Annotated in this window: 21 protein-coding genes; 6 read left to right on the top strand and 15 right to left on the bottom strand. The window is 73.2% G+C overall.

Features of this window, described 5'->3' with window-relative positions; all coding sequences use genetic code 11:
* Window positions 1–543: 543 nt before the first annotated feature.
* From ACGFIS_RS23210 to ACGFIS_RS23190, 5 genes are all read right to left on the bottom strand, one after another.
* Window positions 544–1,158: a TetR/AcrR family transcriptional regulator gene (locus ACGFIS_RS23210; RefSeq protein ID WP_392906949.1), complete on the bottom strand. Its 615-nt coding sequence runs from the start codon at window positions 1,156–1,158 to the stop codon at window positions 544–546.
* 4 nt (window positions 1,159–1,162) lie between these two features.
* Window positions 1,163–1,945, bottom strand: a complete 783-nt coding sequence (locus tag ACGFIS_RS23205) for a fatty acid desaturase family protein (protein WP_392906948.1) — start codon at window positions 1,943–1,945, stop codon at window positions 1,163–1,165.
* The gene (locus tag ACGFIS_RS23200) at window positions 1,942–3,417 is read right to left on the bottom strand and encodes a phytoene desaturase family protein (protein WP_392906947.1); all 1,476 of its coding nucleotides are present in this window, start codon (window positions 3,415–3,417) and stop codon (window positions 1,942–1,944) included. Before ACGFIS_RS23200 ends, ACGFIS_RS23205 begins: the two co-directional genes overlap by 4 nt.
* A gap of 175 nt (window positions 3,418–3,592) precedes the next feature.
* On the bottom strand, window positions 3,593–4,270 hold the full coding sequence (locus tag ACGFIS_RS23195) for a DUF998 domain-containing protein (protein ID WP_392906945.1): 678 nt from the start codon (window positions 4,268–4,270) through the stop codon (window positions 3,593–3,595).
* Window positions 4,271–4,346: 76 nt separating this feature from the next.
* The gene (locus ACGFIS_RS23190) at window positions 4,347–5,150 is read right to left on the bottom strand and encodes a metalloregulator ArsR/SmtB family transcription factor (RefSeq protein ID WP_392906943.1); all 804 of its coding nucleotides are present in this window, start codon (window positions 5,148–5,150) and stop codon (window positions 4,347–4,349) included.
* A gap of 84 nt (window positions 5,151–5,234) precedes the next feature.
* Here ACGFIS_RS23190 and ACGFIS_RS23185 point away from each other — a divergent pair, with 84 nt between their 5' ends.
* Window positions 5,235–5,654, top strand: coding sequence for an SAM-dependent methyltransferase (locus ACGFIS_RS23185; protein ID WP_392906942.1), 420 nt, complete (start codon window positions 5,235–5,237; stop codon window positions 5,652–5,654).
* Between the two features lie 24 nt (window positions 5,655–5,678).
* Here ACGFIS_RS23185 and ACGFIS_RS23180 read toward each other — a convergent pair whose 3' ends face one another.
* Window positions 5,679–6,287 (bottom strand): TetR/AcrR family transcriptional regulator, encoded by a 609-nt coding sequence (locus ACGFIS_RS23180; protein WP_392906941.1) that lies wholly within the window; start codon window positions 6,285–6,287, stop codon window positions 5,679–5,681.
* 99 nt (window positions 6,288–6,386) lie between these two features.
* On the opposite strand from ACGFIS_RS23180, the gene ACGFIS_RS23175 reads away from it, so the two are divergent.
* From ACGFIS_RS23175 to ACGFIS_RS23160, 4 genes are read left to right on the top strand one after another with little or no spacing between them, the layout of a single operon-like run.
* A complete protein-coding gene (locus tag ACGFIS_RS23175; RefSeq protein ID WP_392906939.1) occupies window positions 6,387–8,141 on the top strand; it encodes an acyclic terpene utilization AtuA family protein in 1,755 nt (584 codons plus the stop codon).
* Window positions 8,138–9,730 (top strand): acyl-CoA carboxylase subunit beta, encoded by a 1,593-nt coding sequence (locus tag ACGFIS_RS23170; protein WP_392906938.1) that lies wholly within the window; start codon window positions 8,138–8,140, stop codon window positions 9,728–9,730. Before ACGFIS_RS23175 ends, ACGFIS_RS23170 begins: the two co-directional genes overlap by 4 nt.
* A 5-nt stretch (window positions 9,731–9,735) precedes the next feature.
* Window positions 9,736–11,697, top strand: a complete 1,962-nt coding sequence (locus ACGFIS_RS23165) for an acetyl/propionyl/methylcrotonyl-CoA carboxylase subunit alpha (protein ID WP_392906936.1) — start codon at window positions 9,736–9,738, stop codon at window positions 11,695–11,697.
* Window positions 11,694–12,848, top strand: coding sequence for an acyl-CoA dehydrogenase family protein (locus ACGFIS_RS23160; RefSeq protein WP_392906935.1), 1,155 nt, complete (start codon window positions 11,694–11,696; stop codon window positions 12,846–12,848). The genes ACGFIS_RS23165 and ACGFIS_RS23160 overlap by 4 nt, the downstream gene beginning before the upstream one ends.
* Here ACGFIS_RS23160 and ACGFIS_RS23155 read toward each other — a convergent pair.
* The 6 genes from ACGFIS_RS23155 to ACGFIS_RS23130 form a co-directional block, all read right to left on the bottom strand.
* Window positions 12,802–13,413, bottom strand: a complete 612-nt coding sequence (locus tag ACGFIS_RS23155) for an AAA family ATPase (RefSeq protein WP_392906934.1) — start codon at window positions 13,411–13,413, stop codon at window positions 12,802–12,804. The genes ACGFIS_RS23160 and ACGFIS_RS23155 overlap by 47 nt on opposite strands.
* Window positions 13,410–14,468, bottom strand: a complete 1,059-nt coding sequence (locus tag ACGFIS_RS23150; RefSeq protein ID WP_392972427.1) for an enolase C-terminal domain-like protein — start codon at window positions 14,466–14,468, stop codon at window positions 13,410–13,412. The genes ACGFIS_RS23155 and ACGFIS_RS23150 overlap by 4 nt, the downstream gene beginning before the upstream one ends.
* A gap of 76 nt (window positions 14,469–14,544) precedes the next feature.
* Window positions 14,545–15,015 carry a hypothetical protein gene (locus tag ACGFIS_RS23145; protein WP_392906931.1) on the bottom strand — a complete coding sequence of 157 codons (471 nt, stop codon included), beginning with the start codon at window positions 15,013–15,015 and terminating at the stop codon, window positions 14,545–14,547.
* Between the two features lie 40 nt (window positions 15,016–15,055).
* Entirely contained in the window at window positions 15,056–16,552 is a 1,497-nt protein-coding gene (locus tag ACGFIS_RS23140; protein ID WP_392906930.1) for an LCP family protein, read from the bottom strand.
* A 118-nt stretch (window positions 16,553–16,670) separates the two neighbouring features.
* Entirely contained in the window at window positions 16,671–18,137 is a 1,467-nt protein-coding gene (locus tag ACGFIS_RS23135) for an LCP family protein (protein WP_392906929.1), read from the bottom strand.
* 138 nt (window positions 18,138–18,275) lie between these two features.
* The gene (locus ACGFIS_RS23130; RefSeq protein ID WP_392906928.1) at window positions 18,276–19,712 is read right to left on the bottom strand and encodes a GuaB1 family IMP dehydrogenase-related protein; all 1,437 of its coding nucleotides are present in this window, start codon (window positions 19,710–19,712) and stop codon (window positions 18,276–18,278) included.
* Window positions 19,713–20,410: 698 nt separating this feature from the next.
* Here ACGFIS_RS23130 and ACGFIS_RS23125 point away from each other — a divergent pair.
* Window positions 20,411–21,316, top strand: coding sequence for an Lrp/AsnC family transcriptional regulator (locus tag ACGFIS_RS23125; protein WP_392906927.1), 906 nt, complete (start codon window positions 20,411–20,413; stop codon window positions 21,314–21,316).
* A 74-nt stretch (window positions 21,317–21,390) separates the two neighbouring features.
* Here ACGFIS_RS23125 and ACGFIS_RS23120 read toward each other — a convergent pair whose 3' ends face one another.
* The 3 genes from ACGFIS_RS23120 to ACGFIS_RS23110 form a co-directional block, all read right to left on the bottom strand.
* Complete coding sequence (locus ACGFIS_RS23120; RefSeq protein WP_392906926.1) at window positions 21,391–22,263, bottom strand: LysR family transcriptional regulator; 873 nt, start codon at window positions 22,261–22,263, stop codon at window positions 21,391–21,393.
* Window positions 22,264–22,356: 93 nt separating this feature from the next.
* Window positions 22,357–23,961, bottom strand: coding sequence for an MFS transporter (locus tag ACGFIS_RS23115; protein ID WP_392906925.1), 1,605 nt, complete (start codon window positions 23,959–23,961; stop codon window positions 22,357–22,359).
* A gap of 77 nt (window positions 23,962–24,038) precedes the next feature.
* Window positions 24,039–25,073 carry a GDP-mannose 4,6-dehydratase gene (locus ACGFIS_RS23110; protein WP_392906962.1) on the bottom strand — a complete coding sequence of 345 codons (1,035 nt, stop codon included), beginning with the start codon at window positions 25,071–25,073 and terminating at the stop codon, window positions 24,039–24,041.
* Between the last annotated feature and the right edge of the window lie 52 nt (window positions 25,074–25,125).

Raw genomic sequence — 25,125 nt, 5'->3', positions numbered from 1 at the left:
GACCTTCCCGCCCGCCGTCACCACCCGCCAACGCAAGATCCTCGACGCCCTGAACACCCCACGCGCCACGCACTAACCAATTGAGCCAACTCAGGGGGCCTTTCTCATTTTGAGGCTTTTGTGGTCGTTCGGTGTACCGCGGGGTACCGGACCGTCGCACTCGGAGTACATCCGGAAGGCGGTCAGGGGCGAACCTGGTGTTCCACGCGGTGACGTATGTACTCGTCTGGATGCGAGCGGGCGATCGCCACCGCGGCGTCGACGAGGCCGTGCAGTTCCGGCGGGTGGGCGGACCTCCACAGGGAAAGTCCGGGGAGGATGCAGCGCCGAACATAGGTCGATCAGGCGGACGATGTCGGCGAGACACCGTAGGAACGGTGCTCATCCGTCATCGGTTCTCCCCGGCAGCGCCATGAACGACTGCACGGCGCCGGACACTTTCTCGGCGGCTGCTTCATTGTCACCCGAGTTCATGTCGGCCTCCCAGTCCGGAATCGGAAGCTGCCCGCGGCTGCGTTGAGCTGAGCAGGGACACGGGCCTTCTCAATTCTCGGGGATCGTTGCGGGGCCGCGGGCGAAGGCGTCCCAGAGCAGCGCGGCGGATTCGGCGGTGTTGAAGAGCGATTCGATCCGGGAGCGGTCGTCGTCCAGGTGGACGAGCGTCTGGACGCCGAGGAACATCGCGACCGCGATCATCCCGACGTCACGGGACGGGACGACGTTCTCCAGGGCCGTTCCGCCGACGAGGCGCTGGACCGCCGCGGCGGCGAAAGCGGACCACGATTCGACGTGTGCCAGAAGTTCCTCCCGCAGCCTCGGCGACGTCGCCGAGGCGGTGAAGAGCTCCTGGACGGCGTCGATGTGGCCCTGTTCGCGCACGTCCGCGGCATACACGTCACGGAGGCGCGAGAACAGGTCGGTGGCGTCCGTGCAGGAGCCGAGCGCCTCCTCGTAGCGTTCCATGCGGACCCGGCTCGTTTCGCGGAGTGCCGCGACCAGGAGGGCTTCCAGATCCTCGAAGTGGTAGTAGATGACGCCCGGTGCGAAGCCGCCCGTCCTGGCGATCGAGCGTGCGGTCGTCCCGCCGTAGCCCTCGACCGCGAGCGTCCGGATGGTCGCTTCGAGGAGCCGTTTCCTGGCCTCCGCGCGTGGCGCCATTCGTTCAGATCACTTTCCACGGTTTCACCCCGGCCTCGGCGAGGACGGGGTCGAGGCGCCGTGCGAGGCGCGCCAGGTGGTGGCTTGGCACCTGCGGGTACAGATGGTGCTCCAAGTGGTACGTCAACTCCAGGAACAGCGCGGGGACGACACGCCCGCGCAGGGTATGGGTCTGCGTGAGCGGCGTGTCCCCGTAGTGCCGGTGCGGCAGGTGGACGGTCAGCAGCGGGTAGACCCAGCTTCCCACGATCATCATGACGGCGTAGGCGAGGAGGCCCCGGGAGAACAGGGTGCCCGCGCCGACGGCGGCGAAGGGCGGTGCCGCCTCCGCCAGCAGCCATGCCCGCTGACCGGCGGAGCCGCGCCGGAACGCCCACCACCACAGGCGGATGAGGAAGACCGGCCCGTAGAGGACCGCGCCGAGCGCGGACAGGTTCGCGGGATATCCCTCGGGGTCCTCGTCGCTGGGGAACGTCCGATGATGCTGCAGGTGGGTCGCGCGATAGGCGTGGCCGCTTTCCAGCAGGACCGTGCCCAGCAGGAACAGCGCCCATTCGGTCGCCCGCTTGCCGAGACCGAGGGACCGGTGGACGACGTCGTGCGTCGCGGTCACCACGGCGACGAAGACCCCGAAGGCGATCAGCGGTGTCAGCCACCACCATCCCGCGAGCCACGCGGCGGCGAACAAGGCGACCCCGGCGAAGGGGAGGGAGAGGGTGAGGATCCGCCGTGGGCGGGTCGTGACGAGCAGGTCGGGGCCCAGTTCGGACAGTCTGGGGACCGTCATCGCGCCACCGCCGTCCGGCGCGCGGACTTGAGCGCCTCGTCTGCGACGATCCTGCTGCCCAGGGCGCACGCGACGGTGCCGAGGCCGGGCCAGGTGGAGTCGCCGACGAGCCACAGGCCGGGCACGCCCAGCGAATGGGGGACGGCGTTCTGGTTGGCGTTCCCCGGCGACTGGTGGGCGCCGCCGACCGCGCCGCCCGGCCGGAACGCGAAACGCTCGTACGAGCGCGGTGTGCCCACCTCCCGGACGCGTGCGCGTTCGCCGAGTGTGGGGTGGACGCGGCGGGCCAGACCGACGAGACGCTCCCCGATCTCGTGCTTGCGGGCCTCGTAGTCGGCGTCCGGCAGCCCTTCCCATTCCGCGAGCCGCGTGTGCGTGGAGATCATCACGGCGCGTTCGCCCGGCGGTGCGCTCTCGGTGTCGCCCCGCGCGGACACCGACACGAACATGTTGTTGCCGTCGCCGAGCGGCCGGCCGTAGTCGTGCAGCAGTTGATGGTGGGTGAACTCCTGGCCGGCGACCTCGTCCTCCGGGACGCCGAGGAACACGACGATCGCGCCGCCCATGTCGTGCTCGTCCCGTTCCAGGTAGGGCTTGAGCGGGCGCGCGAGGTCGGGGACGACGCGTGCGGTCGTGGCGGCCGGCAGCGCGCTCACGACCTGCCGGGCGTGGACGTCGCCCTGTGACGTGTGGACGACGAACGCCCCGGCTCGTCCGGTGACCCGTTCGACCTGGCAGCCGACGCGCAGCCGCCCGCCGATCCCGCGGTAGTGGGCGAGGAAGCGCCGCCAGAAGCCGCGCATGCCGCCGTCCGCGCGGGTGAGCCCGGCGCCGCGGATGGTGACGCCCAGCGCGGCGTTGATGAGCGGGGCGCGGTCGACGGTGCTGTGCACGGTGTCCTCCACCAGCATCGACAGAAGCCCGACGAGCGGTGCGTCGCCGCGGAGGCGGTGCCGGACGAGGACGTCGCCGAGGGTGGTGTTGAGGTGGCGGGCGAGCGGGAGGCCGCGGGGCCCGAGGGCCCGCAGGTTGTGCATCGCGTCCGCGGGACGCCGGATCGGCAGCCGCACACCGGCGCGGCTCGCGTCCCAGAAGACGTGCGCGAGGCGGTCGAGCCGGTCCCAGAACGCGCGGTGCCGGGGGCTGTCGCCCAGCGCGCGCAGCCGTTCGCGGTGCCAGGCGCGGGTGTCGCGGTAGAGGGTGACCTTGCGGTCGGGCAGCCAGCCGACGTAGCCGGGCAGTGCCTCGCCGGGGACCGGGTCCATCCCGACGCTGTCGAGGAGTTCCGCGCCGACCCCGCCGGGTTCGAAGTCCACCATCGTCGTCGCGCCCACGTCGAAGGAGAAGCCCCGCCGCCGGTAGTAGCCGGCGCAGCCGCCCACATGGCCGTGCGCCTCGATCACGAGCGTGGACACGCCGGCCGCCTGCAGCCGGGCCGCCGTCGCCATCCCGGCGAGGCCCCCGCCGAGCACGGCCACCTCGCACGACGCGGGAAAACGCGCCGCTCTCCGTGGACGATCCACCTGAACGCTTGTTCTGAACATGAGTTCAGATTCCGTCAGGCGTCGGATGCGGTCAATGCGCGGAGGCGGACATGGCCGGAGGCGGCCCCGCTCCGGCCGTGGAGCGGGGCCGCCTCCGGGCGGTTCAGGTGCGGCCGGCGGATTCACGCAGGAACTTCAGCGACAGGACGGCGGCCCACGTCCAGATGACGGCGCCTCCGGCGAGCATGAGCCGGAAGTCGCCCGCCGGGAGCGCGGCGAACCCCAGGACAAGGTACACGGACGGTGCGGCGGCGCTGTAGACCGTCCAGCCGGTCCGTCCCTCGCGGAGGAACCGGCGGGCGAACACCACGCAAGCCGCGCTCAGCGCGAGGCCCATCCCGACCGGGGCGAGGTTGTGCAGCATGCCGTGCCAGCTGACCTCGCCGGCGCCGCCTGGCGTACCGGCCGGGAAGCCGTCGGCGGGGTCGGTGCGGAACATCCCGGCCCACACCAGGCTCGCGCCGTAGACGGCGATGAGGGCGGTGCCCCAGGTGCGGCCGGCCGTGCCCGGTTCCAGGACGCGGCGCAGCCCGGCGGCGGACGCCGTGACGAGAACGCCGCAGACCAGGAAGTTCGCGGTCTGGATCCACCCGTGCTCGCCGAGCGCGAGCATGCTGAGCGGATGGCGCGCGGCGTCATAGCCGTCGCGGGTGAGCGCCTGCGCGACGATCAGCAGCGTGAACAGCGGCCCGGCGGCGGCTCCGCCGGCGAGCAGTGCGCGGGCGGAGGCGGGCCGGGTGTCGGGACGGGACCGGCCGGCGGCGGTGGAAGGGCTGAGCATGAGGACTCCACTTCGGGGGATGGCGGCGGCCGGGCCTCGGCCGCCGGCGTGCGATGACGCGGGGGCACGGCGATGATCAGGCGAAGAGGGACTCGCCGGTCTCCAGCAGGGTCTTCAGGTCGCTGAGCGTCTGGCTCCAGCCGCCGCCGGCCCCGGGGGTCTCGCCCGCGGACTGCGCCGCCGTCTGCGGTGCGCCGGTGACGTCGTGGGTGACGGTCAGCCGCGTGATGCCGGGTTCGTCGTCCTCGATCTCGTAGGTGAGCCGTGTGGACGGCTCGCCGAGCCACAGCGCCTTCCATGTCTGGACGAGCCTGCGCGGCGGGTCCGCCTCGATGACCTCGCCGTCGATCACCACGTCCGGGGCGCCGTGCTCCTTCATCGCGTCGCTGGCGAGGCCGCGGAAGGCGCCGCCGGGACGCAGGTCGTACTCCACCGGCGCCTGGTAGCCGAACTTCACCGTCCACTCCGGTTTGGTGATGGCGTCCCAGATGGCCTGCGGTGTCGCTTTGATGTACACCCGGTACACCTGGACGGTCCTGTCGCCGCCGGTCTCGGTCGTCGTCATGTCGGACTCCAGTTCTCGCTTGAGGTCGGTGAGCGCCGCGACGGGCGGCTCGGTGTACTTGCCGATCCACCGGTCGTGGATCAGCCGGATCGGCACCGGGTTGAGGAAGTGCAGCTTCTCCCGGCCCGAACGGCGCGGGACCACCAGCCCGGCGTCCTCCAGAACGCGCAGGTGCTTGGCGACCCCGAACCGTGTCATCTCCACCTCCGACTCCAGTTCGCCGAGCGTCCGCCCGTCCCGGGCGAACAGCAGGTCGAGCAGGAACCGGCGGGTCGGGTCCGCCAGCGCCTTGAACGCCAGATCGTCGTCGTCCACACCCGGAAAATACGTGACCAAAAGGTCACATGTCAACCATGGTCGAGGAAAGCCGCGCCGGGGCGGGTGCCGTATCGTCGGTCCATGACGCTCTCGCCCCGGCTCGCCGAGATCGTGGACGCGCTGCCGCTCGCACCGGACATGCGGGTCCTGGAGATCGGCTGCGGGCCGGGCGCCGCCGCGCGGGCCGTCGCGGCGCGGCTCGGCACCGGGCACGTTCTCGCGATCGACCGGTCCGCCAAGGCGATCGCGCAGGCGGAGGCCGCCTCGGCCGCCGAGATCGCCTCGGGACGCATGAGCGTCCGGCGAACCGCGATCGAGGACTTCTCGCCCGAACCCGGCGAAGGTCCCTTCGACCTCGTCTTCGCGGTGCGGGTGGGGGCGCTGGACGGCCGCCATCCGGAGGCCGGCCGGGAGGCCGTGCGGTCCATCGCGGCGGTGCTCGCTCCCGGTGGCCGCGTCTTCATCGACGGCGGAAGCCCCTTGCGGGAGATCACCGTCTGAGCCGCGCCCCGCGGACGTGCGGGGTCAGCCGCCGAGGGCCTGGTCGAGCGTGGCGGCCCACTGGTTCAGCAGGCGGGTGCGGCGGGCCGAGTCGTCGGTGAGGAGATCGGCCAGGCCGAGGCCGCGGACGAGATCGAGCGTCGCCTGGACGGTCTCGCGGACGCCGGGCACGCTCTCGTCCGCGCCGAGCGCCTCGATGGTGAGACGGTGCGCCTCGCGTCCGACCCGGGCCTCCAGGGGGACGACCCGCGCGCGCAGCTGATCGTCGGAGGCGGCGGCGACCCAGAGTTGCAGCGCGGCGCGGAACAGCGGGCTGGTGTACATCTCGCCGAGCAGCGCGACGACCTCCAGGGTGGACGGACGCCGGTCGGCCAGCGCGTCCAGGCGCTCGCGCATCTGCGTCATCCGCACGTCGGAGCCGTACTCGACGGCCGCGGTGACCAGTTCCTCGCGCGTCCTGAAGTGGTGCTGCGCGGCGCCCCGGGAGACGCCGGCGCGCTCGGCGACCACCGCGACCGTCGTCCCCGCCCAGCCCACGGAGGCGAGGCAGTCGACGGCCGCCTCCAGGAGGCGCCGCCGGGTCGCGCGGCTGCGGTCCTGCTGCGGTTCACGGGGGACTGCCTGCGTGGTCATGTGGTCCTCGGCTCGGCGGACCTCCAGTCAACCAAAACGCCTTCAAAGAAACAATCATGCATGATTGATTTTTTCCGTCCGGGCTGGCAGGGTTCTGCCATGAGCCAACCGCTGCGGGTCGGTAACGCCTCGGGCTTCTACGGCGACCGCTTCTCCGCGGTCCGGGAGATGCTGGAGGGCGGGCCGCTGGACGTCCTGACCGGCGACTACCTCGCCGAGCTGACGATGCTGATCCTCGGGCGCGGCAAGATGAAGGACCCGGACGCCGGGTACGCCACCACGTTCCTGCGGCAGATGGAGGAGTGCCTCGGGCTCGCCGTGGAGCACGGCACCGCGATCGTCGCCAACGCCGGCGGGCTCAACCCGCGCGGGCTGGCCGCCAGGCTGCGCGAGCTGGCCGGGCGGCTCGGCCTTGAGGTGCGGATCGCCCATGTCGAGGGCGACGACCTGCTGGCGCGGGCGGTGGACCTGGGGCTCGCCGATTCACGCTACGGCGCGCCGCTCACGGCCAACGCCTACCTGGGGGCGTGGGGCATCGCCGAGTGCCTCCGGAGCGGCGCCGATGTGGTGGTGACCGGCCGCGTCACCGACGCGTCCCTGGCCGTGGGGCCGGCCGCCGCGCACTTCGGCTGGGCCCGCGACGACTGGGACGCGCTGGCCGGCGCGACGGCCGCCGGGCACGTCCTGGAATGCGGTGCGCAGGCGACGGGCGGTAACTACGCCTTCTTCGAAGAGATCCTCGGCGAAGAAATCTACAACGTAAAGGCGCCGGGTTTTCCGATCGCCGAGATCCACCCCGACGGCTCCAGCGTGATCACCAAACACGACGGGACGGGCGGCGCCGTGACCGTCGAGACCGTCACGGCGCAGCTGCTGTACGAGATCGGCGGGCCGTACTACGCCGGCCCGGACGTCACGACGCGCTTCGACACGATCGAACTGGCGCAGGACGGCCCCGACAGGGTGCGCATCAGCGGCGTGAAGGGCGTTCCGCCGCCCGCGACCACCAAGGTGTGCCTCAACCATCTCGGCGGTCACCGCAACGAGATGACGTTCGTCCTCACCGGGCTCGGCATCGAGGCCAAGGCGGAACTCGCCAGGAGGCGGCTGGAGGCGGCGTTCGGCGACGCCCCGCCGGCCCGCGTCGAATGGACGCTCATCGGCACCGCCGGCCCGGACCCCGCCACGCAGGGGGAGGCCACCGCGCTGCTGCGCTGCGCCGTCCTCGACCCCGACCCGGAGAAGGTAGGCCGCGCGTTCAGCGGCGCGGCCGTGGAACTGGGACTCGCCGGCTACCCCGGCTTCACGATGACGTCCCCGCCGGGCAAGGGCGGCCCCTACGGCGTCTACACGCCCGCGTTCGTCCCCAACGAGGCCGTCGAACACGTCGCGGTCACGCACGAGGGCGAGCACGTTCCCATCCCCTCCGCACCCGTCGTGGCCCCGGCCGGCGAACCCGCAGGCCACGGGGCGGGAGAACAATCGCCCGCTGTGGAGAACCCGGCCCCCGCACCCGGGGGCACGGCCGTCCGGGTGCCACTCGGGCGGGTCGCGGGGGCGCGGAGCGGGGACAAGGGCGGGGACGCCAACATCGGCGTGTGGGCGCGGACGGACGCGCAATGGCGGTGGCTGGAGCCGTTCCTCACCGTCGAGCGGTTCCGTGAGCTGCTGCCCGAGACGCGCGACCACGCCGTCCAGCGGCACGTTCTGCCCAACCTCCGTGCGGTCAACTTCGTCGTCGAGGGGCTGCTGCAGGAGGGCGTATCGGCCTCGACCCGGTTCGACCCGCAGGGCAAGGCCCTCGGCGAGTGGCTGCGGTCCCGCCTCGTCGACATCCCGGAGGCAGTCCTTTGACGCTCAAGAGCACGATCGACCCGCGCGGCCCGGAGTACCGGGAGCGCCGCGCGGCCATGCTGGAGAAGATCGCCGCCCTGGACGCCGAGCACGCGAAGGCGCTGGAGGGCGGCGGGGAGAAGTACGTCGCGCGGCACCGCGGGCGCGGCAAGATGCTCGCGCGGGAACGCATCGAGATGCTGATCGACCCGGACTCGCCGTTCCTGGAGCTGAGCCCCCTCGCCGCGTGGGGCAGCGACTTCCCCGTCGGCGCCAGCGTCGTCACCGGCATCGGGGTCGTCGAGGGCGTCGAATGCGTGATCGTGGCGAACGACCCGACGGTGCGGGGCGGGGCCAGCAATCCGTGGACGGTGAAGAAGAGCTTCCGGGCGTCCGACATCGCGCTGGAGAACCGGCTGCCGCTCGTCAACCTCGTCGAGTCGGGCGGCGCCGACCTGCCGACGCAGAAGGAGATCTTCATCCCGGGCGGGCGGATGTTCCGCGACCTGACCCGGCTGTCGGCCGCCGGGATCCCGACGATCGCGCTGGTGTTCGGCAACTCCACGGCGGGCGGCGCGTACATCCCCGGCATGTGCGACTACGTCGTCATGGTCAAGGAGCGCGCGAAGGTGTTCCTCGGGGGCCCGCCGCTGGTGAAGATGGCGACGGGGGAGGAGGCCGGCGACGAGGAGCTCGGCGGCGCGGAGATGCACGCGCGGGCGTCGGGCCTCGCCGACTACATGGCCGTGGACGAGGCCGACGCGCTGCGCCTTGGCCGCCAGATCGTCAAGAACCTGGGGCACCGCAAGCCGGGCCCGCCGCCCGGCCCGGTGGAGGAGCCGCTGTACGACGCGGACGAGCTGGCCGGCATCGTCCCCGAGGACCTGAAGATCCCGTTCGACCCGCGCGAGGTCATCGCCCGGATCGCGGACGGCTCACGGTTCGACGAGTTCAAACCCCTCTACGGGACGAGCCTGGTCACCGGCTGGACGCGCGTCCACGGCCACCCGATCGGGGTGCTCGCCAACGCGCAGGGCGTCCTGTTCAGTGAGGAGGCGCAGAAGGCGGCGCAGTTCATCCAGCTCGCCAACCAGCGCGACATCCCGCTGCTGTTCCTGCACAACACGACCGGCTACATGGTCGGCAAGGACTACGAGCAGGCCGGGATCATCAAGCACGGCGCCCTGATGATCAACGCGGTGGCCAACAGCACGGTCCCGCACCTGTCGATCGTGATGGGCGCCTCCTACGGGGCGGGCAACTACGGCATGTGCGGCCGCGCGTACGATCCCCGGTTCCTGTTCACGTGGCCGAGCGCGAAGTCGGCGGTGATGGGCCCGCAGCAGCTGGCGGGGGTCCTGTCGATCGTGGCGCGGCAGGCCGCCGAAGCGCGCGGGCAGGCCTACGACGAGGAGCAGGACCGGGCGATGCGGGAGATGGTCGAGGCGCAGATCGAGGCGGAGTCGCTGCCGTACTTCCTGTCGGGACGGCTCTACGACGACGGCGTCATCGACCCGCGCGACACCCGCACCGTGCTCGGCCTGTGCCTGTCCGCCGTCCACAACGCGCCCGTGCGCGGAGCCGGCGGCTTCGGCGTCTTCCGGATGTGAGGGTGATGATCGCAACAGTGCTGGTCGCCAACCGCGGCGAGATCGCCCGCCGCGTCCTGCGGGCCTGCCGGGACCTCGGCATCGGGACGGTCGCCGTCCACTCCGACCCGGACGCGGGCGCGCCGCACGTCCGGGAGGCGGACGTGGCGGGGCGGCTGCCCGGGGCGTCTCCGGCGGAGACGTACCTGTCGGCCGAAGCGCTCCTCGCCGTGGCGAAGAGCGCCGGGGCGGACGCCGTCCACCCCGGGTACGGGTTCCTGTCGGAGAACGCGGACTTCGCGCGGGCCGTGACCGACGCCGGCCTGACCTGGATCGGCCCGCCGCCGGCGGCGATCGCCGCGATGGGATCCAAGATCGAGGCCAAGAAGCTGATGGCCGCCGCGGACGTCCCGGTGCTGCCCGAACTCGACCCCGCCCAGGTGACCGACGCGGACTTCCCGTTGCTGGTGAAGGCGTCCGCGGGCGGCGGCGGGCGCGGCATGCGGATCGTCCGGACGCCCGAGGAGCTGCCGGACGCCGTCGCCGGGGCGCGCCGCGAGGCGGAGTCGGCGTTCGGCGACCCGACCGTGTTCTGCGAGCCGCTGCTGGAAGGCGCCCGGCACATCGAGGTGCAGATCCTCGCCGACGCGCACGGCACCGTCTGGGCGCTGGGCGAACGCGAATGCTCCATCCAGCGCCGCCACCAGAAGATCGTCGAGGAGGCGCCGTCGCCCGCGGTCGGCCCCGGACTGCGCGCCGAACTGTCCGGGGCGGCGGCGAGCGTGGCCCGCGCCATCGGCTACACCGGGGCGGGCACGGTCGAGTTCATGCTCGCCCGCGACGGCCGCTTCTTCTTCCTGGAGGTCAACACCCGCCTCCAGGTCGAGCACCCGGTCACCGAGTGCGTGTACGGGGTCGACCTGGTCCGGCTGCAGATCGAGATCGCCGAGGGGGCGCGGCTCCCGGACGCGGCGCCGGAGCCGCGCGGCCACGCCGTCGAGGTCCGCCTGTACGCCGAAGACCCGGCCCGCGACTGGCGTCCGGGCAGCGGCCCGCTGCACACCTTCGAGGTACCGGACGTCGACGCCGAGTTCGCCGTCCCCGCCTCGTACGGGCTGCGGCTCGACAGCGGGGTGGAGAGCGGCGGCGAGATCGGCGTCCACTACGACCCGATGCTCGCCAAGGTGATCGCGTGGGCGCCGACCCGCCGCGCCGCTGTCCGCCGCCTCGCGGCCGCGCTGCGCGGCGCCCGCATCCACGGCCCGGCCACCAACCGCGACCTGCTCGTCCGGATCCTGGAGGAACCCGCCTTCCTGGACGGCGACACCGACACCGGGTACCTGGACCGGGTCGGCCTGGACGCCCTCGCCGCTCCGCTGGCCGGCGAGGCGGCGATCCGGGTGTCCGCACTGGCCGCCGCGCTGGCCGGAGCCGCCGCGGACCGGGCCGCCGCGCCGGCGCTCGGCGGGCTCCCGTCCGGGTGGCGCAACGTCCGGTCGCAGCCTCAGCGCAGGGCGTTCGAGGGGCCGGCCGGGCCGATCACCGCCGACTACCACCTGGACAGGGGCGGGCTGGTTTCCGGACTGTGCCCGGGCGGCTCGCTGGTGAGCGCCGCACCGGAGCGGGTCGTCCTGGAGCATGACGGGCTGCGCGAAACGTTCACGGTGACCACGGCCGGTGACTCGGTGTACGTCGACTCCCGCCTCGGCCCGGTGGCGTTCCGGGCCGAGCCGCGCTTCGCCGACCCGAGCAGCCACATCGCACCGGGCTCGCTCCTCGCGCCCATGCCCGGGACCGTTGTGCGCGTCGAGACCGAACAGGGCGCTTTCGTCGCCGAAGGGCAGACCCTCATCGTCCTGGAGGCGATGAAGATGGAGCACCGCATCGCCGCCCCCGCCTCCGGGACGGTCGCCGAACTGAACGTCGCGGAGGGACGGCAGGTCGAGTCCGGCGCCGTCCTCGCCGTCATCGAAGGGACATCCGGATGAGCTTCGTCGAGACCGAGGAGCGGCGGGCGCTGCGCGCGGCCGTCGCCGAACTGGGCGCCGCGTACGGTGCCTCGTACTACGTGGAGAAGGCCAGGTCCGGGCAGAAGACCGACGAGCTGTGGTCCGAGGCGGGGCGGCTCGGCTACCTCGGCGTGAACGTGCCCGAGGAGTACGGCGGCGGAGGCGGCGGCATCGGCGACCTCGCCGCGGTGTGCGAGGAACTGGCCGCGGCGGGCTGCCCGCTGCTGCTCATGGTCGTCTCCCCGGCGATCTGCGCCACGATCATCGCGCGGTCCGGCACCGGGGACCAGAGGAAGCACTGGCTTCCGCGGTTCGCGGAAGGCTCGGTCAAGATGGCGTTCGCGATCACCGAGCCCGACGCGGGCTCCAACGCGCACCGCATCACCACCACGGCGAGGCGCGACGCCGGCAACTGGGTGGTGAGCGGGCAGAAGACCTTCATCTCCGGTGTGGACGAGGCGGACGCGGTCATGTTCGTCAGCCGCACGCAGGACCAGAAGGGCAACCTGCGTCCCTCGCTCTTCATCGTCCCGACGGATGCGCCGGGGTTCTCCTGGACGCCGATCGACATGGAGATCGTGTCGCCGGAGAAGCAGTTCGTCTGCCACCTCGACGACGTCCGGCTGCCCTACGACGCGCTCGTCGGCGACGAGGACGGCGGGCTCCTGCAGCTGTTCGCCGGCCTCAACCCCGAGCGGATCATGGCGTCCGCCATGGGCGCCGGGATCGGCCGCCTGGCCCTCGGCAAGGCCACCGCCTACGCGAACGAACGGCAGGTCTTCGCAACGCCCATCGGCGCGCACCAGGGCCTCGCGCACCCGCTCGCCGCCGCGAAGATCGAGCTGGAACTGGCGCGGCTGATGGGGCAGAAGGCCGCCTGGCTGTACGACGAGGGCGACGACACCGGCGCCGGCGAGGCCGCCAACATGGCCAAATACGCCACCGCCGAGGCCGCGATCCACTGCGTCGACCAGGCCATCCAGACCCACGGCGGCAACGGCCTCACCACGGAGTACGGCGTCGGCATGCTCGCCGGGGTCGTCCGCCTCATGCGCATCGCCCCGGTCAGCCGCGAAATGATCCTCAACTACGTCGCGCAGCACTCCCTGGGCCTGCCCAAGTCCTACTGAGCCGAGCCAGCGCGTCGAGCTGCGTCTCCAGGGGGACGGGTGCCGTGAGGCGGTTGTCCACGGCCGTGTGGGGAACGGGCGGCGGCTCGTCCGGCCGCATCCGGGCGGTGAAGGCGTCGAAACCGGCCAGCTTGCCGGTGTCGCGCGGTGAGCCGCGTTCCTCCAGGCGGCGGCGCAGCGTCGCCGCGTCCGTGCGGACCCACACGAGACGCACCGGCGGGCCGCCCAGGGACCGCGTCCACTCCGCCCAGCGGACGCCGTCCCGGATGTGGCCGGTGAACGGGCCGCTGAGCAGCACCGGGCAGCCGTGCGTGCGGATCTCCCGGGCCGTCGCGGTCATCCCCGCGTACTCGTGCGGCTTGACGTGCTCGTCGTACCACGGGCCCTCGCGCTCACCCGGATCGCGGGCGGACGCGGCGAGGGCGGCCTCGACGAACGGCCCGTACATCGTGTCCTTGTCCAGCAGGGCCGGGACGGGCCGCAGCCGCGCCAGCAGCAGGTCCGACACGGTGGACTTGCCGGAGCCGGGCGGGCCCGCCACCACCCACACCGGGGCGGGGATCATGCCGACAGGCGCAGCCGGCGGGTCGCGAGCCGCTCGATGCGCGCCTCGTCGATCTCGTGGCCGAGGCCCGGCTGGGTGAGGGGGACCCCGACGACGCCGCCGGACGAGCGGACGGGCGGTGTCACGAACACCGGGCCGCCCGCCGGGTCCGACACGTCGCTCGGCAGCGTGCAGCCCGGCAGTGACGCCAGCGCGACGGCGGCGGCCTGCCCGATGCCGAACGCGCCGCACCCGCTGCACCACACGTCCCAGCCGGCCGCGTACGCCAGATCGTGGGCGCTGCGGGCGGCGGTCAGCCCGCCGAGCCGGTCCAGCCGCAGGTGCAGGGCGCGGCCCGCATCCAGCGACAGGGCCGCGTCGAGGTCTTCCAGGTCGCCGATGGCGGGGGCGACGGCGGCGCCCACCCGCAGTTGGAGCCGGGCGTGCGCGGCGAGGTCGCCGGCCGCGAACGGACGCTCGACCGCCGCCACGCCGTAGGCGTCCAGCCCCTCCAGCACGGCCAGGTGCTCGGCCGACTCGGAGTAGGCGTGGCCCGCGTCCGCCACGAGCGCCAGCGCCGGGTACGCCTGCCTGACCGCCCGGACCGGCTCGATGTCCCAGCCGGGGCGGATGTCGAGGGTGACGCGGGTGTGGCCCGCTCCAACGGCCTTGTTGACGCGGCCCGTGAGCGTGTCCAGCTCCGTCTCCGGCGTGATCCGCGCACCGGTCACGATGGACGTGCGGGTGCCGCCGAGCGCGTGCGCGAGCGGCAGGCCCTTCGTGCGGCACCACAAATCCCAGCAGGCGGTGTCGACGGCGGCGGCCGCCTCCCGGGCGCCGAGGTCGGCGGCGGCGGACACGTCCTCGGGACGGTCCAGGTCGAGCCCGACGAGCGCCGGACCCAGGCGCTCCTCGATGTCGGCCCAGGCCGGGCCCGGACCGCCGGAGCCGCCCGAGACGGCCATTTCGCCCCATCCCACGGCGTCGCCGCCGGTGAGGCGGACGAGGACGCTCTCCGGCCGCCGCCCGCGCGGCATCGTCACGCGGAAGGCGTCGCAGCCCTGGATCCGAGGCACCCGCACCCGCCCTTCGAGGAAGTGGTCTCCATCAATGATCCCCCCTCCGGGCACCTGCGAAGACACTCCGGGCGGGTCAGGGCGCGCCGGGCGGCCCGGACGCACCGCCGCGGAGCCGGTGCAGCACCGGCCGCAGCGGCCGCCGCTCGTACCCGCCGTCGGCGAGACCCGCGAGACGCTCGAACGGGTTGTAGGACGACCAGTCGCCGCACAGGAGCATCGACACGCCCGCGCACACCCCGTACAGCGGGATCATGACCGGGCCGAGGCACCAGGCGTACTGCGTGCAGTGCCGTGCCTCGTGCCGCAGCAGCCGGGACCCGTCGGCGAGACCGGACGCGTCGCCGCGCACGAGGACGACGTTGCCGACCGTGAACACCGGCGCGGCCGGCACCGGCGGACGGTAGCCCCCGGCGACCAGCAGCCCGCCCGGGGCCCGGCGGACGCCGCGGGGACGCCGGGTGGCGGTCGCGGCCAGCGCCAGACCCAGGGCCGTCGACAGGTTGACCGCGTTGACGACCTGCCGGAGCCGGTGCACCCGTTTCACGTGAACAAGTGTCCCGCGCCGGCGGCGCCGCCGGCAGTGGCTACGGGCAGTTCGCTTCCAGGGACACCGGTTCTCTGGTGGGCGCCCGCGTCGCGCCGCCGTCCGGCTGCCGCCCCGGCGTGGGCTGCTGCCCCGCCACGGGCGGGGACACGCTCGGCGACGCGCCGGGAACACCGCCCGGGTGGCTGCTCACCTGGCGGGGGTCGGTGTTGACCGCCTCGGACGCCAGCTTGCGGATGAGGTCGAAGTCGGGGTTCCCGGTGTAGATCAGCGGCGGCACGAACTGCAGGCTGTTGATCTGCGCGCCGTCCTTGACCTTGTTCGACAGCTCCACCAGCGCGGGCAGCAGCTCGTGCGGGATGTCGGTGGCCAGGGTCCGCTTGGCGGCCGCGGCGAGCTTGTCGAAGCTGGTGAGGACGGTCCGCGGGTCGGCCTGCTCGGCGATCGCGGCCATCAGGCACTTCTGCCGCCCCATCCGCACATAGTCGCTGCTGTTGGTGCGGGACCGGCCGTACCAGAGCGCCTCCTTGCCCGTCAGCGTCCGTTGGCCGGGCTCGAGCACCGCGCCCTCCAGCCCGTACGGGATGGGCTGCTTGATGTTGAGCTTGACGCCGCCCATGGCGTCGATGATGTCGGCGAAGCCGAACATGTCGACCAGGATGTAGTAGTCGACCCGCAGGCCGAGAATGCCGGCGATGGTGGCCTTCAGCAGCTCGGGGCCGCGCTGGTTCTTGGGGACGCCCGGCACCACGTCGGGGTGCTCCTCGGCGTACTGGTACACCTCGTTCAGCAGGCCCGGCGTCTGCGGGCCGGCGCCGGTGAAGCCGTAGGGGAAGCGGTCGCGGGCGGGTCCGGGCGGCAGCTGGAAGCTCTCCAGGTTGCGGGGGAGGCTCAGCAGCACCGTGTCGCCGGTCTCGGTGTCGACGCTGGCCACCGTCATGCTGTCGGTGCGCACGCCGGTGCGGTTCTCGGCGGAGTCGCCGCCGAGGAGCAGGATGTTGACGCGGGCCTGCCCGTTGAACGGGTCGTCGGCGTCGACCTCCTTGCCGTTCTCGCTGCCGCTGCGGAAGATGCTCGTCAGCGCGTCCCGGTAGACGTAGGTGCCGTGCGCCGACCACGCCACGGGGACCGCGACGGCGAAGCACATTACGGCGACGGACGCCGCGCCGAGCGTGCGGGCGGGCACGGACAGCCGGAGGGGACGCAGCACCTGGTAGGAGCGGATCACGATGAAGACCCACACCACGCCGAGCGCCACCAGCGCGGCGGACAGCCGCTGCAGCATGTCCGGCTGGACGGCCAGGTGCGTCAGGTCGGAGCGGTAGAAGGTGGCGGCGACCGCCACGGTGGCGGCGAGCGCGGCGTACAGGGACAGCAGCAGCCACCCGGCGATCCGCCGGCCCGCGACGATGTGGGCGACGCCCCACACCATGGCCGACGCCAGCGTCAGCGCGAGCGCCCGGGGCAGCCCCCCGGCGCCGCCGGAGGAGCGATCCCCGTCCCCTTTCCGGGCGCGCCGACTCGCCGATCGACCCATGTACGCTCCGATTCCCACCCACGGTGAAATAAGCCTGGCTCACATCTATCGACGCGCAGAACCGGTCAAAAGTTGCGTGGGAGTCGACCGCGTGCGAGCGCGTGTTGCCCGTGATGTCCTAGGTGCAGCTGTTGTTCAGGATATGCAATCCGGCCGTCTTATGGGAGCCCGACGCCGAGTCGCGGACCGCCCGCGCCGCCATCCGCCTGATCCCGGCGTAGTCCGGGCGCCAGGTCGAGATGAGGGGCGGGACGAACTGCAGGCTCGTGATCTCGGCGTTCCTGACCTTCGCCGCAAGGCCGACCAGCGGCGGCAGCAGCCCGCGCGGCAGATCGGTGCTGACGGAGTCCTTGAAGACCTGGGTGAGCCGCTGGAAGCTGCGCAGCACGGTGAGCGGCCCCGCCTGGCGGGCGAGCGCCCACATCAGGCATTTCTGCCGTCCCATCCGGTCGTAGTCGCTGCTGCCCGTCCGCGACCGCCCGTACCAGAGGGCCTCCCGGCCGCTCAGCGTGCGGCATCCGGGTTCGAGGACGCCCGCCGGTACCTGCTGCCTGGGCACGGGGACGGCGTCGGCCACACAGACCCGGACACCGCCGACCGCGTCCACGATCTGCCGGAAGCTGCGCATGTCGACCATCGCGTAGTAGGGGACGGGCCGGCCGAGGATGTGCGCGACGGTCCGCTTCAGCAGCTCGGCGCCGGGATCGGGGACGTGCCCACCGCCGGCGAGGACGCCGGGACTCCGGATGCCGGCCCCGTAGACGCCGTTCAGCAGCCCCTCGGCCGGGTACGGGACCCGCTCGCTGCCCGACCACACCGGCACGTGCTGCAGGTTGCGCGGCAGGCTCAGCAGAACCGTGTCGCCCGTCCCGGTGTCGATGCTGGCGAGGGTCATGCTGTCGGTGCGGATGCCGGGGCGGCCCACGTCGGCGTCGCCGCCGATGAGCAGGACGTTGAGGCGCGGGACGTGCGCCAACGGGTCGCCGGCGCCATGCGGGGCGGCCGGGCCGCCGGCGGCGCCGCGGGCCGCGTCCCGCTCGTCGGTGAACAGGCTCGTGACCAGGTCGCGCTGCAGGTGGCCGTAGTGGGCGACGGTCATCGGCGGGACGACGACCAGCAGGCACAGGACCGAAACGGTGGTGCCTCCGGCGAGCCGCCACAGCGGCGGCAGCCCGCCCGGCACCAGCACGGCGTAGGAATGGACGATCAGCGCCGCCCACAGCCCCGCGAGGACCGCGGCGCCGGCCGTCAGGGCCAGCAGCCAGCCGGGCCGCACCGACAGCTCGAGGAACAGGGAGCGGCCGTGGCCGGCGCAGATCGCCGCCGCGGTCAGCAGCACCGCCTGCGCGCCGAGCAGCGCCGCGCCGAGCCGGACACGCCCCGCCCGCAGGTGTGCGACGCCGGGCATCACCGGCGACACCGCGGCGATCAGCAGCGCCTCCGCCAGCCGCCGCAGCGCCGCGTCCCGCCGGCCCCGCACGGCCCGCCTGCCCCGCTCGTGCCGCTTGTCCCGCCCGCCGTCCTCCGACCGCGGACGGTCCGGCAGCAGCGGTGTCCGGCCCCCGATCGGCCCGCCGTCGAACATGCTCCGCCCCCCTCGGGGACGCAGACCCCCTTCTGCGTCCCCTGGGTCAAAAGCGTGCAGGTCAGCGAGCCGAATATGCCGCGACGGCGGCGGCGTGTCGCGAAATGCCGCGCCGGGAAGGCGGCGAAACCGGGAGGTTCACCAGCTGCTGGACAGCGGCATGCCCTCGGCGTAGCCGGCCGAGCTCTGGATCCCGACGGTCGCGCGCTCGTGGAACTCCTCCAGCGTGCGGGCGCCCGCGTAGGTGCACGAGCTGCGCAGCCCGGCGACGATCGAGTCGACGAGGTCCTCCACGCCGGGACGCCGCGGGTCCAGGAACATCCGGGATGTGGAGATGCCCTCCTCGAACAGCGCCTTGCGGGCCCGGTCGAACGGGGAGTCGTCGGCGGTGCGCAGCCGCACGGCCCGCGCGGACGCCATCCCGAAGCTCTCCTTGTAGAGCCGCCCGTCGGCGGCGCGCTGCAGGTCGCCGGGCGACTCGTAGGTGCCGGCGAACCAGGAGCCGACCATCACGTTCGCGGCGCCGGCCGCCAGCGCCAGGGCCACGTCGCGGGGATGCCGGACCCCGCCGTCGGCCCACACGTGCCGGCCGAGGCGGCGGGCCTCGGCGGCGCACTCCAGGACGGCGGAGAACTGCGGGCGGCCGACTCCGGTCATCATCCGGGTCGTGCACATCGCGCCGGGGCCCACGCCGACCTTGACGATGTCGGCGCCCGCCTCGATCAGGTCGCGGGTGCCCTCGGCCGTCACCACGTTCCCGGCCGCGACCGGGACGCCGGGGTCCAGGCCCCGGACGGCGGCGAGCGCGCCCAGCATCTTGTCCTGGTGGCCGTGCGCGGTGTCGACGACGAGCAGGTCGGCGCCCGCCTCCAGCAGCGCCTTGGCCTTGCCCGCCACGTCGCCGTTCACGCCGACCGCCGCGGCGATGCGCAGCCGCCCGGCACCGTCCACCGCGGGCTTGTAGAGGGTGGCGCGCAGCGCGCCGGTGCGGGTCAGGATGCCCGCGAGCCGGCCGGCGGCGTCGACGACCGGGGCGAGCCGGTGGCCGCGCTCGTGCAGCCGCTCGAACGCCTCGCGCGGGTCGACGCCGGCCGGCACCGTGACCAGGTCGCGGGACATGATGTCGCGGAGCTGGGCGAACCGGTCGACGCCCTGGCAGTCGGCCTCGGTGACGACGCCCACCGGGCGGTCGTCCTCGACGACGATCACCGCGCCGTGCGCGCGCTTCGGCAGCAGCGCGAGCGCGTCGCCGGCCGTGCTCGACGGGTCCAGCCGGATCGGGGTGTCCACGACCAGGTCGCGTCCCTTGACCCAGCCGATGACCTCGGCGACGACGTCGGCCGGGATGTCCTGCGGAAGCACCGCGATGCCGCCGCGCCGGGCGACGGTCTCGGCCATCCGGCGCCCCGATACCGCGGTCATGTTGGCCACCACGAGCGGCACGGTCGTACCGCTGCCGTCCGAGGTCGACAGGTCGACGTCCAAGCGCGACCCGACCGAGGAGCGGCGCGGGACCATGAAGACGTCGTTGTAGGTGAGGTCGTGAGCGGAGGGCTCACCGTTCAGCAGCTGCACGGCGGTACTACACACCAATCACAGGATCTGGGTGGCTGGGCCACCGTTCATTGTCGGCCATACCCGCCGATGCTCCGGCCAAGCCGTGACCGGGCCCGGCCGCCCGCCGGCCCGGACGGCGCGGTCCGCGGGGCCGTACCCAGGGGTGATGACTCTGTGTCCCCGTGGAGTGGCCGAATGATCTCCGGCGGTGCCTCCGGCCCCTTCCCGGCGTGGCGGAAGTGAACGCCGTGCCGGTGGGGCAAAACGGTGCAACGTGAGGCTTGGCTCTCTGTAAAGTTACCTCTTGACGTAACTGCGCCCTGGATGCACTTTTCTTACATGTGCCTCACGCGGACGGCGAAACCCGCCGTAGGGCGTGACAGCAGAACACCGGGAGAAGCGCATGCAGGTCAGGCACTTGAGCCCGGTCAGCCGCGCTCGCCCGCGCCGCGGGCCGCCCCGGCCGGGCGGCGACCACCGTGGTGATCATTGCCATCCCGCGCGGCCGCCGCCGACGCGAGGCGGAGGCGTTGCGCTCTCGCAGGGATTTACCCGGCGTCGGAAACGGCGCCGCGCGGAACCCGGCACAGACGCATCGACGGCCGCCGGGCATGGCGAACACGAGCAAGATCAATATTTGACGTCATACCGTCCTGAAATGGAATGATCTTGCAGTTGCTGGCAAAACGATTCATCGCACATCGAGGAGGAGAGCCGTGCTGGATGCGGTCGACGCCGTGCTCGTCCGCGAGCTCCAGCGGGATGGCAGAGCGACGTTCCAGGCGCTCGCCGACCGTGTCGGGCTTTCCCGCACGGCCGTGCGGGCACGGGTACAGCACCTTCTCGAGACCAAGGTCGTCCGCGTCGTCGGCATCGTGCACGCCGCCGTCGTCGGAGCGGAGGCGATCGGGCACCTCTCGGTCGCCGTGGACGGCTCGGCCAGGGAGGTGGCCGCGGCCATCGCCGAACGCCCCGCCGTCAGCTTCACCGCGCTGACCGCCGGCCCGCACGACCTGGTCGCGCAGGTGCGCACCAGCGACGACGCCGCGCTCGCCGCGGAGGTGGACCACATCAGGTCCGTCCCCGGGGTGCGCGTGGCGGAGGTGTTCCGGTCGGTGTCCACCGTGCGCGACACGCACGCGGTGGTGCGCGAGCTCGGCGAGGTCAGCCTCGACGACATCGACTGGCGGCTCCTGCAGGAGCTGCAGCGCGACGGGCGCGCCCCCTACACCCGGCTCGCGCACATCATCGGCCTGTCGCAGGCCGCCACCCGGGCCCGGGTCGTCAGGCTCATGCGCTCGGGCGTCATCCAGGTCACCGGCCTGGCCGACCCGCTGGCCCTCGGCGCCGCCGAGCTCGGCGGGTTCGGGCTGACGGTGACCGGGGGGCTGCGCAAGGTCGCCGAGGCGGTCGCCGCCCAGGACGGCGTCCGCTACCTGGCGACGGGCTTCGGCCGCTACGACATCGTCGGGCAGGCCGAGGCGACCTCACGCAGCGAGCTGGTCGCCGTGCTGGACGCGATCCGGTCGGTGCCCGGGGTCACGGTCAGGGAGTCCTGGCACCACCTGGACGTGGTGAAGGAGTCCTACGCCGTCGAACTCCCCGAGCACGGGTCGTCCTGACCGGTCCCGCCGCGGCCTCGGTGCGAACCGCGGCCGAGGCGGGACCGGCACGCCCCGTCACGGGCCGTCCGGCGTCACTGGTCGCCGCGGCCCGTCTCCTTGGCGAACGTCAGGAAGTCGCGCGCGGCGGGCGGGAGCCTGCGGTGCGCGTGGACCAGCCCGATCATGCGGGTGATCGGCGGCATGAACGACCGGACGGTCACCCCCTCGGTGTCGTCGATCTGGTTCCGGTACCACAGCAGGGACCCCAGCCCGGCGCGGACCCAGCCGAGCCAGGCGCCGCGCTCGTCGGACTCGACGGCGGCGACCGGGGTGGCGCCGACGCGGCGCAGCACCAGGTCGATCTCGGCGCGGCGGGCGCTGCCGCGGGCGGGCAGCACGAGCCGCATCCCGTTCAGCGCGGCCGGCGACACCGGCTCCCGGACCTTCAGCGCGGGCGGCGAGATCAGCACGACCTCCCGCTGCTCGAACGGATGCGCGGACATGTCGCCGGGGACCGGCAGATCGGTCAGGGCGAGGTCGGCGCGGCCCGTGCGCAGCGCCGCCGCGACCTGGTCGCGGTCCGCGCAGCGGACCACCCGGATCCGGACGGCCGGCTGGTCGCGGGCGAAGCGGGGGATGAGCCGGCCGGTCAGCTCCGGCTCCAGGGACGCGGTGACGGCGATGCGCAGCTCCGCGCCCCGCCCGTTGGCGCGGGTGACCGACAGGGCCTCGATCGCCTCGACGGCGCCCAGCGCGACGCGGGCCTGCCGGACCACCTGCTCGCCCGCGGGGGTAAGCGCGACACCGCGGCCGGAACGCGCGAACAGTTCGACGCCGAGCTCGCGCTCCAGCTCGCGGACGGCCCGCGAGAGCGCGGGCTGGGCCACGTAGAGAGCCTGGGCCGCCGACGTCATGGTGCCGTGGTCGGCGGTCGCCACGACATAGCGCAGCTGCCGCAGATTCATGCCTTGACCGTATGACAACGAACCGTTCCGGTCCTGGACATAGCCGGAATCGGACCGAGAATCAGCGGCGGCGCCCCCCGTCCGGCCAGGTGATCAAGGTGGCGGGCCCGGTGGCGGGGCCTTGCGCGGGCCCGCGGGCGGGTCGGCAGGGACGGTCTCCGGCTCGGGCTGCAGCTGCGGGGCGCCGACGCCGCACTGGCTCCTGCACTCCGGCCGGACCTGCTCCCCGGACGGGGTCCGCAGCGCGTCGTCGCCGATCGTCAGGAGGCTCAGCACCGCCCCGCAGGCCAGGATCGCGGCGCACGTCACCATCGCGATCGCGAACCCGCGGGAGAAGTCGGCGGGGTTCCGGTAGGCGTCGCCGGTCAGCCCGGCCAGCGGCGGGATCGCCGCCACCGCCAGGAGCCCCGCGGCCCGCGCCACCGCGTTGTTGACCCCGCTGGCCACGCCCGCGTGGCGGACCTCAGCGGTGGCGAGCACGGTGGCGGTGAGCGGCGCGACCACCGCCGACAGGCCCAGCCCGAACACGATCACGGCGGGCAGGACGTCGCGCCCGTACGAGGTGTCCGCGCCGATCCGGGAGACCATCAGCATCCCGGCGGCCGCCAGCAGCAGCCCGCCCGCCATCGGCAGCCGCGGGCCGATCCGCTGCGCGAGCGCGCCCGCCCGCGCCGACAGCAGCAGCATCAGCACGGTGACCGGCAGCAGCGCCGACCCCGCGGCGATCGGCGAGAACCCGCCGACGACCTGCAGGTGCAGCACGAACAGGAAGAACATCACGGCCATCCCGCCGTACATGATGAACGTGACGACGTTGACGGCGGAGAACTGCCGGGACGCGAACACCTCCAGCGGCAGCATCGGCTGCGGCGCCTCCGGAGCGCGCGCCTCCCGTCCGGCCGTCCCCTTCGCCCGCCGGCCGGGCGGCCGCTCCCGGCCGCGGCTCCGCTCGACCACCACGAACGCGGCGGCGGCCGCCAGGCCCGCGACGGCGGCGGCCCCGATGACCGCGGGGTTCACGTCACCGCCGGGCGCCTCGGTGAGCGCGTAGGTCGTCCCCGTCAGGGCGAGCGCCGCCAGGGCCGCGCCGAGCACGTCGAAACGCCCGTGGGCCTCGGGGTCGGCGCTCTCGGGGACGTGCCGGGCCGCCACCAGCACCACCACGGCGGTCAGCGGCACGTTCAGCAGGAACACCCACCGCCACCCGGCCGCCTCCACCAGCCAGCCGCCCGCGAACGGCCCGACCGCGGCGGCGACGCCGCCGAGGCCCGACCAGGCGCCCACCGCGCGCGGACGGTCATCGGGGACGAACGACGACTGGATGATCGCCAGCGAGCCGGGGGTGAGCAGCGCACCGCCCACGCCCTGCAGCGCCCGCGACACGATCAGCATCTCGATGTTCAGGGCCAGGCCGCACAGCGCCGACGCGACCGCGAACCACACGACGCCGATGAGGAAGATCCGCCGCCGCCCGAACCGGTCGCCGAGCGAGCCGCCGAGCAGGATGAACCCGGCGAGCGTCAGCGTGTAGGCGTTCACCGTCCACTGCAGCCCGGCCATGTCGGCGCCCAGGTCCCGCGCCAGCGCCGGCAGCGCCACGTTCACGACCGTGGCGTCGAGCATCGCCACGCCCGACCCGAGCACCGTCGCCAGCAGGATCCAGCGCCCGGACCCGGTGCCCAGCCGGACGTCCGGCATCAGACGGTCGGTTCGTCGGCGGCCATGCCTGCATCGTGCCACGACCCGCCCGGTTCACGCCTCCCCGGCGGGACGGATCACCAGTGGTCGGGGCTGAACGGCTCGTCCTCGGGCCGCGCGGACCGCGACAGCAGCCGCAGGTCCGACTCGACCATCATCGTCACGAGCTCCTCGAACGTCACCGCGGGCTCCCAGCCGAGCTGCTCGCGGGCCCTCTTCGGGTCGGCGCACAGCAGGTCGACCTCGGCGGGACGCGTGTAGCGGGCGTCCAGGACGACGTGGTCCTCCCAGTTCAAGCCCGCCGTGCGGAACGCGAACTCGACCAGCTCCCGCACCGACTGCGTCTGGCCCGTTCCGATGACGTAGTCCTCGGGGGCGTCCTGCGTCAGCATCAGCCGCATCGCGCGGGCGTAGTCGCCCGCGTAGCCCCAGTCGCGCCGCGCGTCCAGGTTGCCGAGCCGCAGCTCGGTCGCCAGGCCCAGCTTGATGCGCGCCGCGCCGAGCGTCACCTTCCGGGTCACGAACTCGGCGCCGCGGCGCGGGGACTCGTGGTTGAACAGGATCCCGCTGACGGCGAACATCCCGTAGGACTCGCGGTAGTTCTGCGTGATGTAGTGGCCGTAGCTCTTGGCCACCCCGTACGGGCTGCGCGGGTGGAACGGCGTCTTCTCGTTCTGCGGCGTCTCCCGCACCATCCCGAACATCTCCGACGACGACGCCTGGTAGAACCGGATCTGCTCGCGGGCCGGCGTCCGGGACGGGCTGATGCCCGACACCACGCGGATCGCCTCCAGCATCCGCAGCACGCCCATGCCGGTCACCTCGGCGGTGAGCTCGGCCTGCTGCCACGACATCGGCACGTAAGAGATCGCGCCCAGGTTGTAGACCTCGTCGGGCTGTACTCGCTCCACCGCCGAGATCAGGCTGCCCTGGTCCAGCAGGTCTCCGGTGGTGATCTGAACGTCGCCGATGTGCTTGCGCAGCCGCGACACATGGGGGTTCGCCTGCCCCCGCACCAGGCCCCAGACCTCGTACCCCAGCCCAAGCAGATGCTCGGCCAGATACGAGCCGTCCTGTCCGGTGATGCCGGTGATGAGTGCTCGCCTGGACAGCGGATCCTCCATGGCTGAAATAGGTCCGACGGGGCCCACCACGGGTGAACCC

It is taken from the genome of Spirillospora sp. NPDC048824 (genome assembly GCF_043198455.1).
Taxonomy (GTDB): domain Bacteria; phylum Actinomycetota; class Actinomycetes; order Streptosporangiales; family Streptosporangiaceae; genus Spirillospora.
This window is presented reverse-complemented; position numbering and strand designations above follow the sequence as displayed.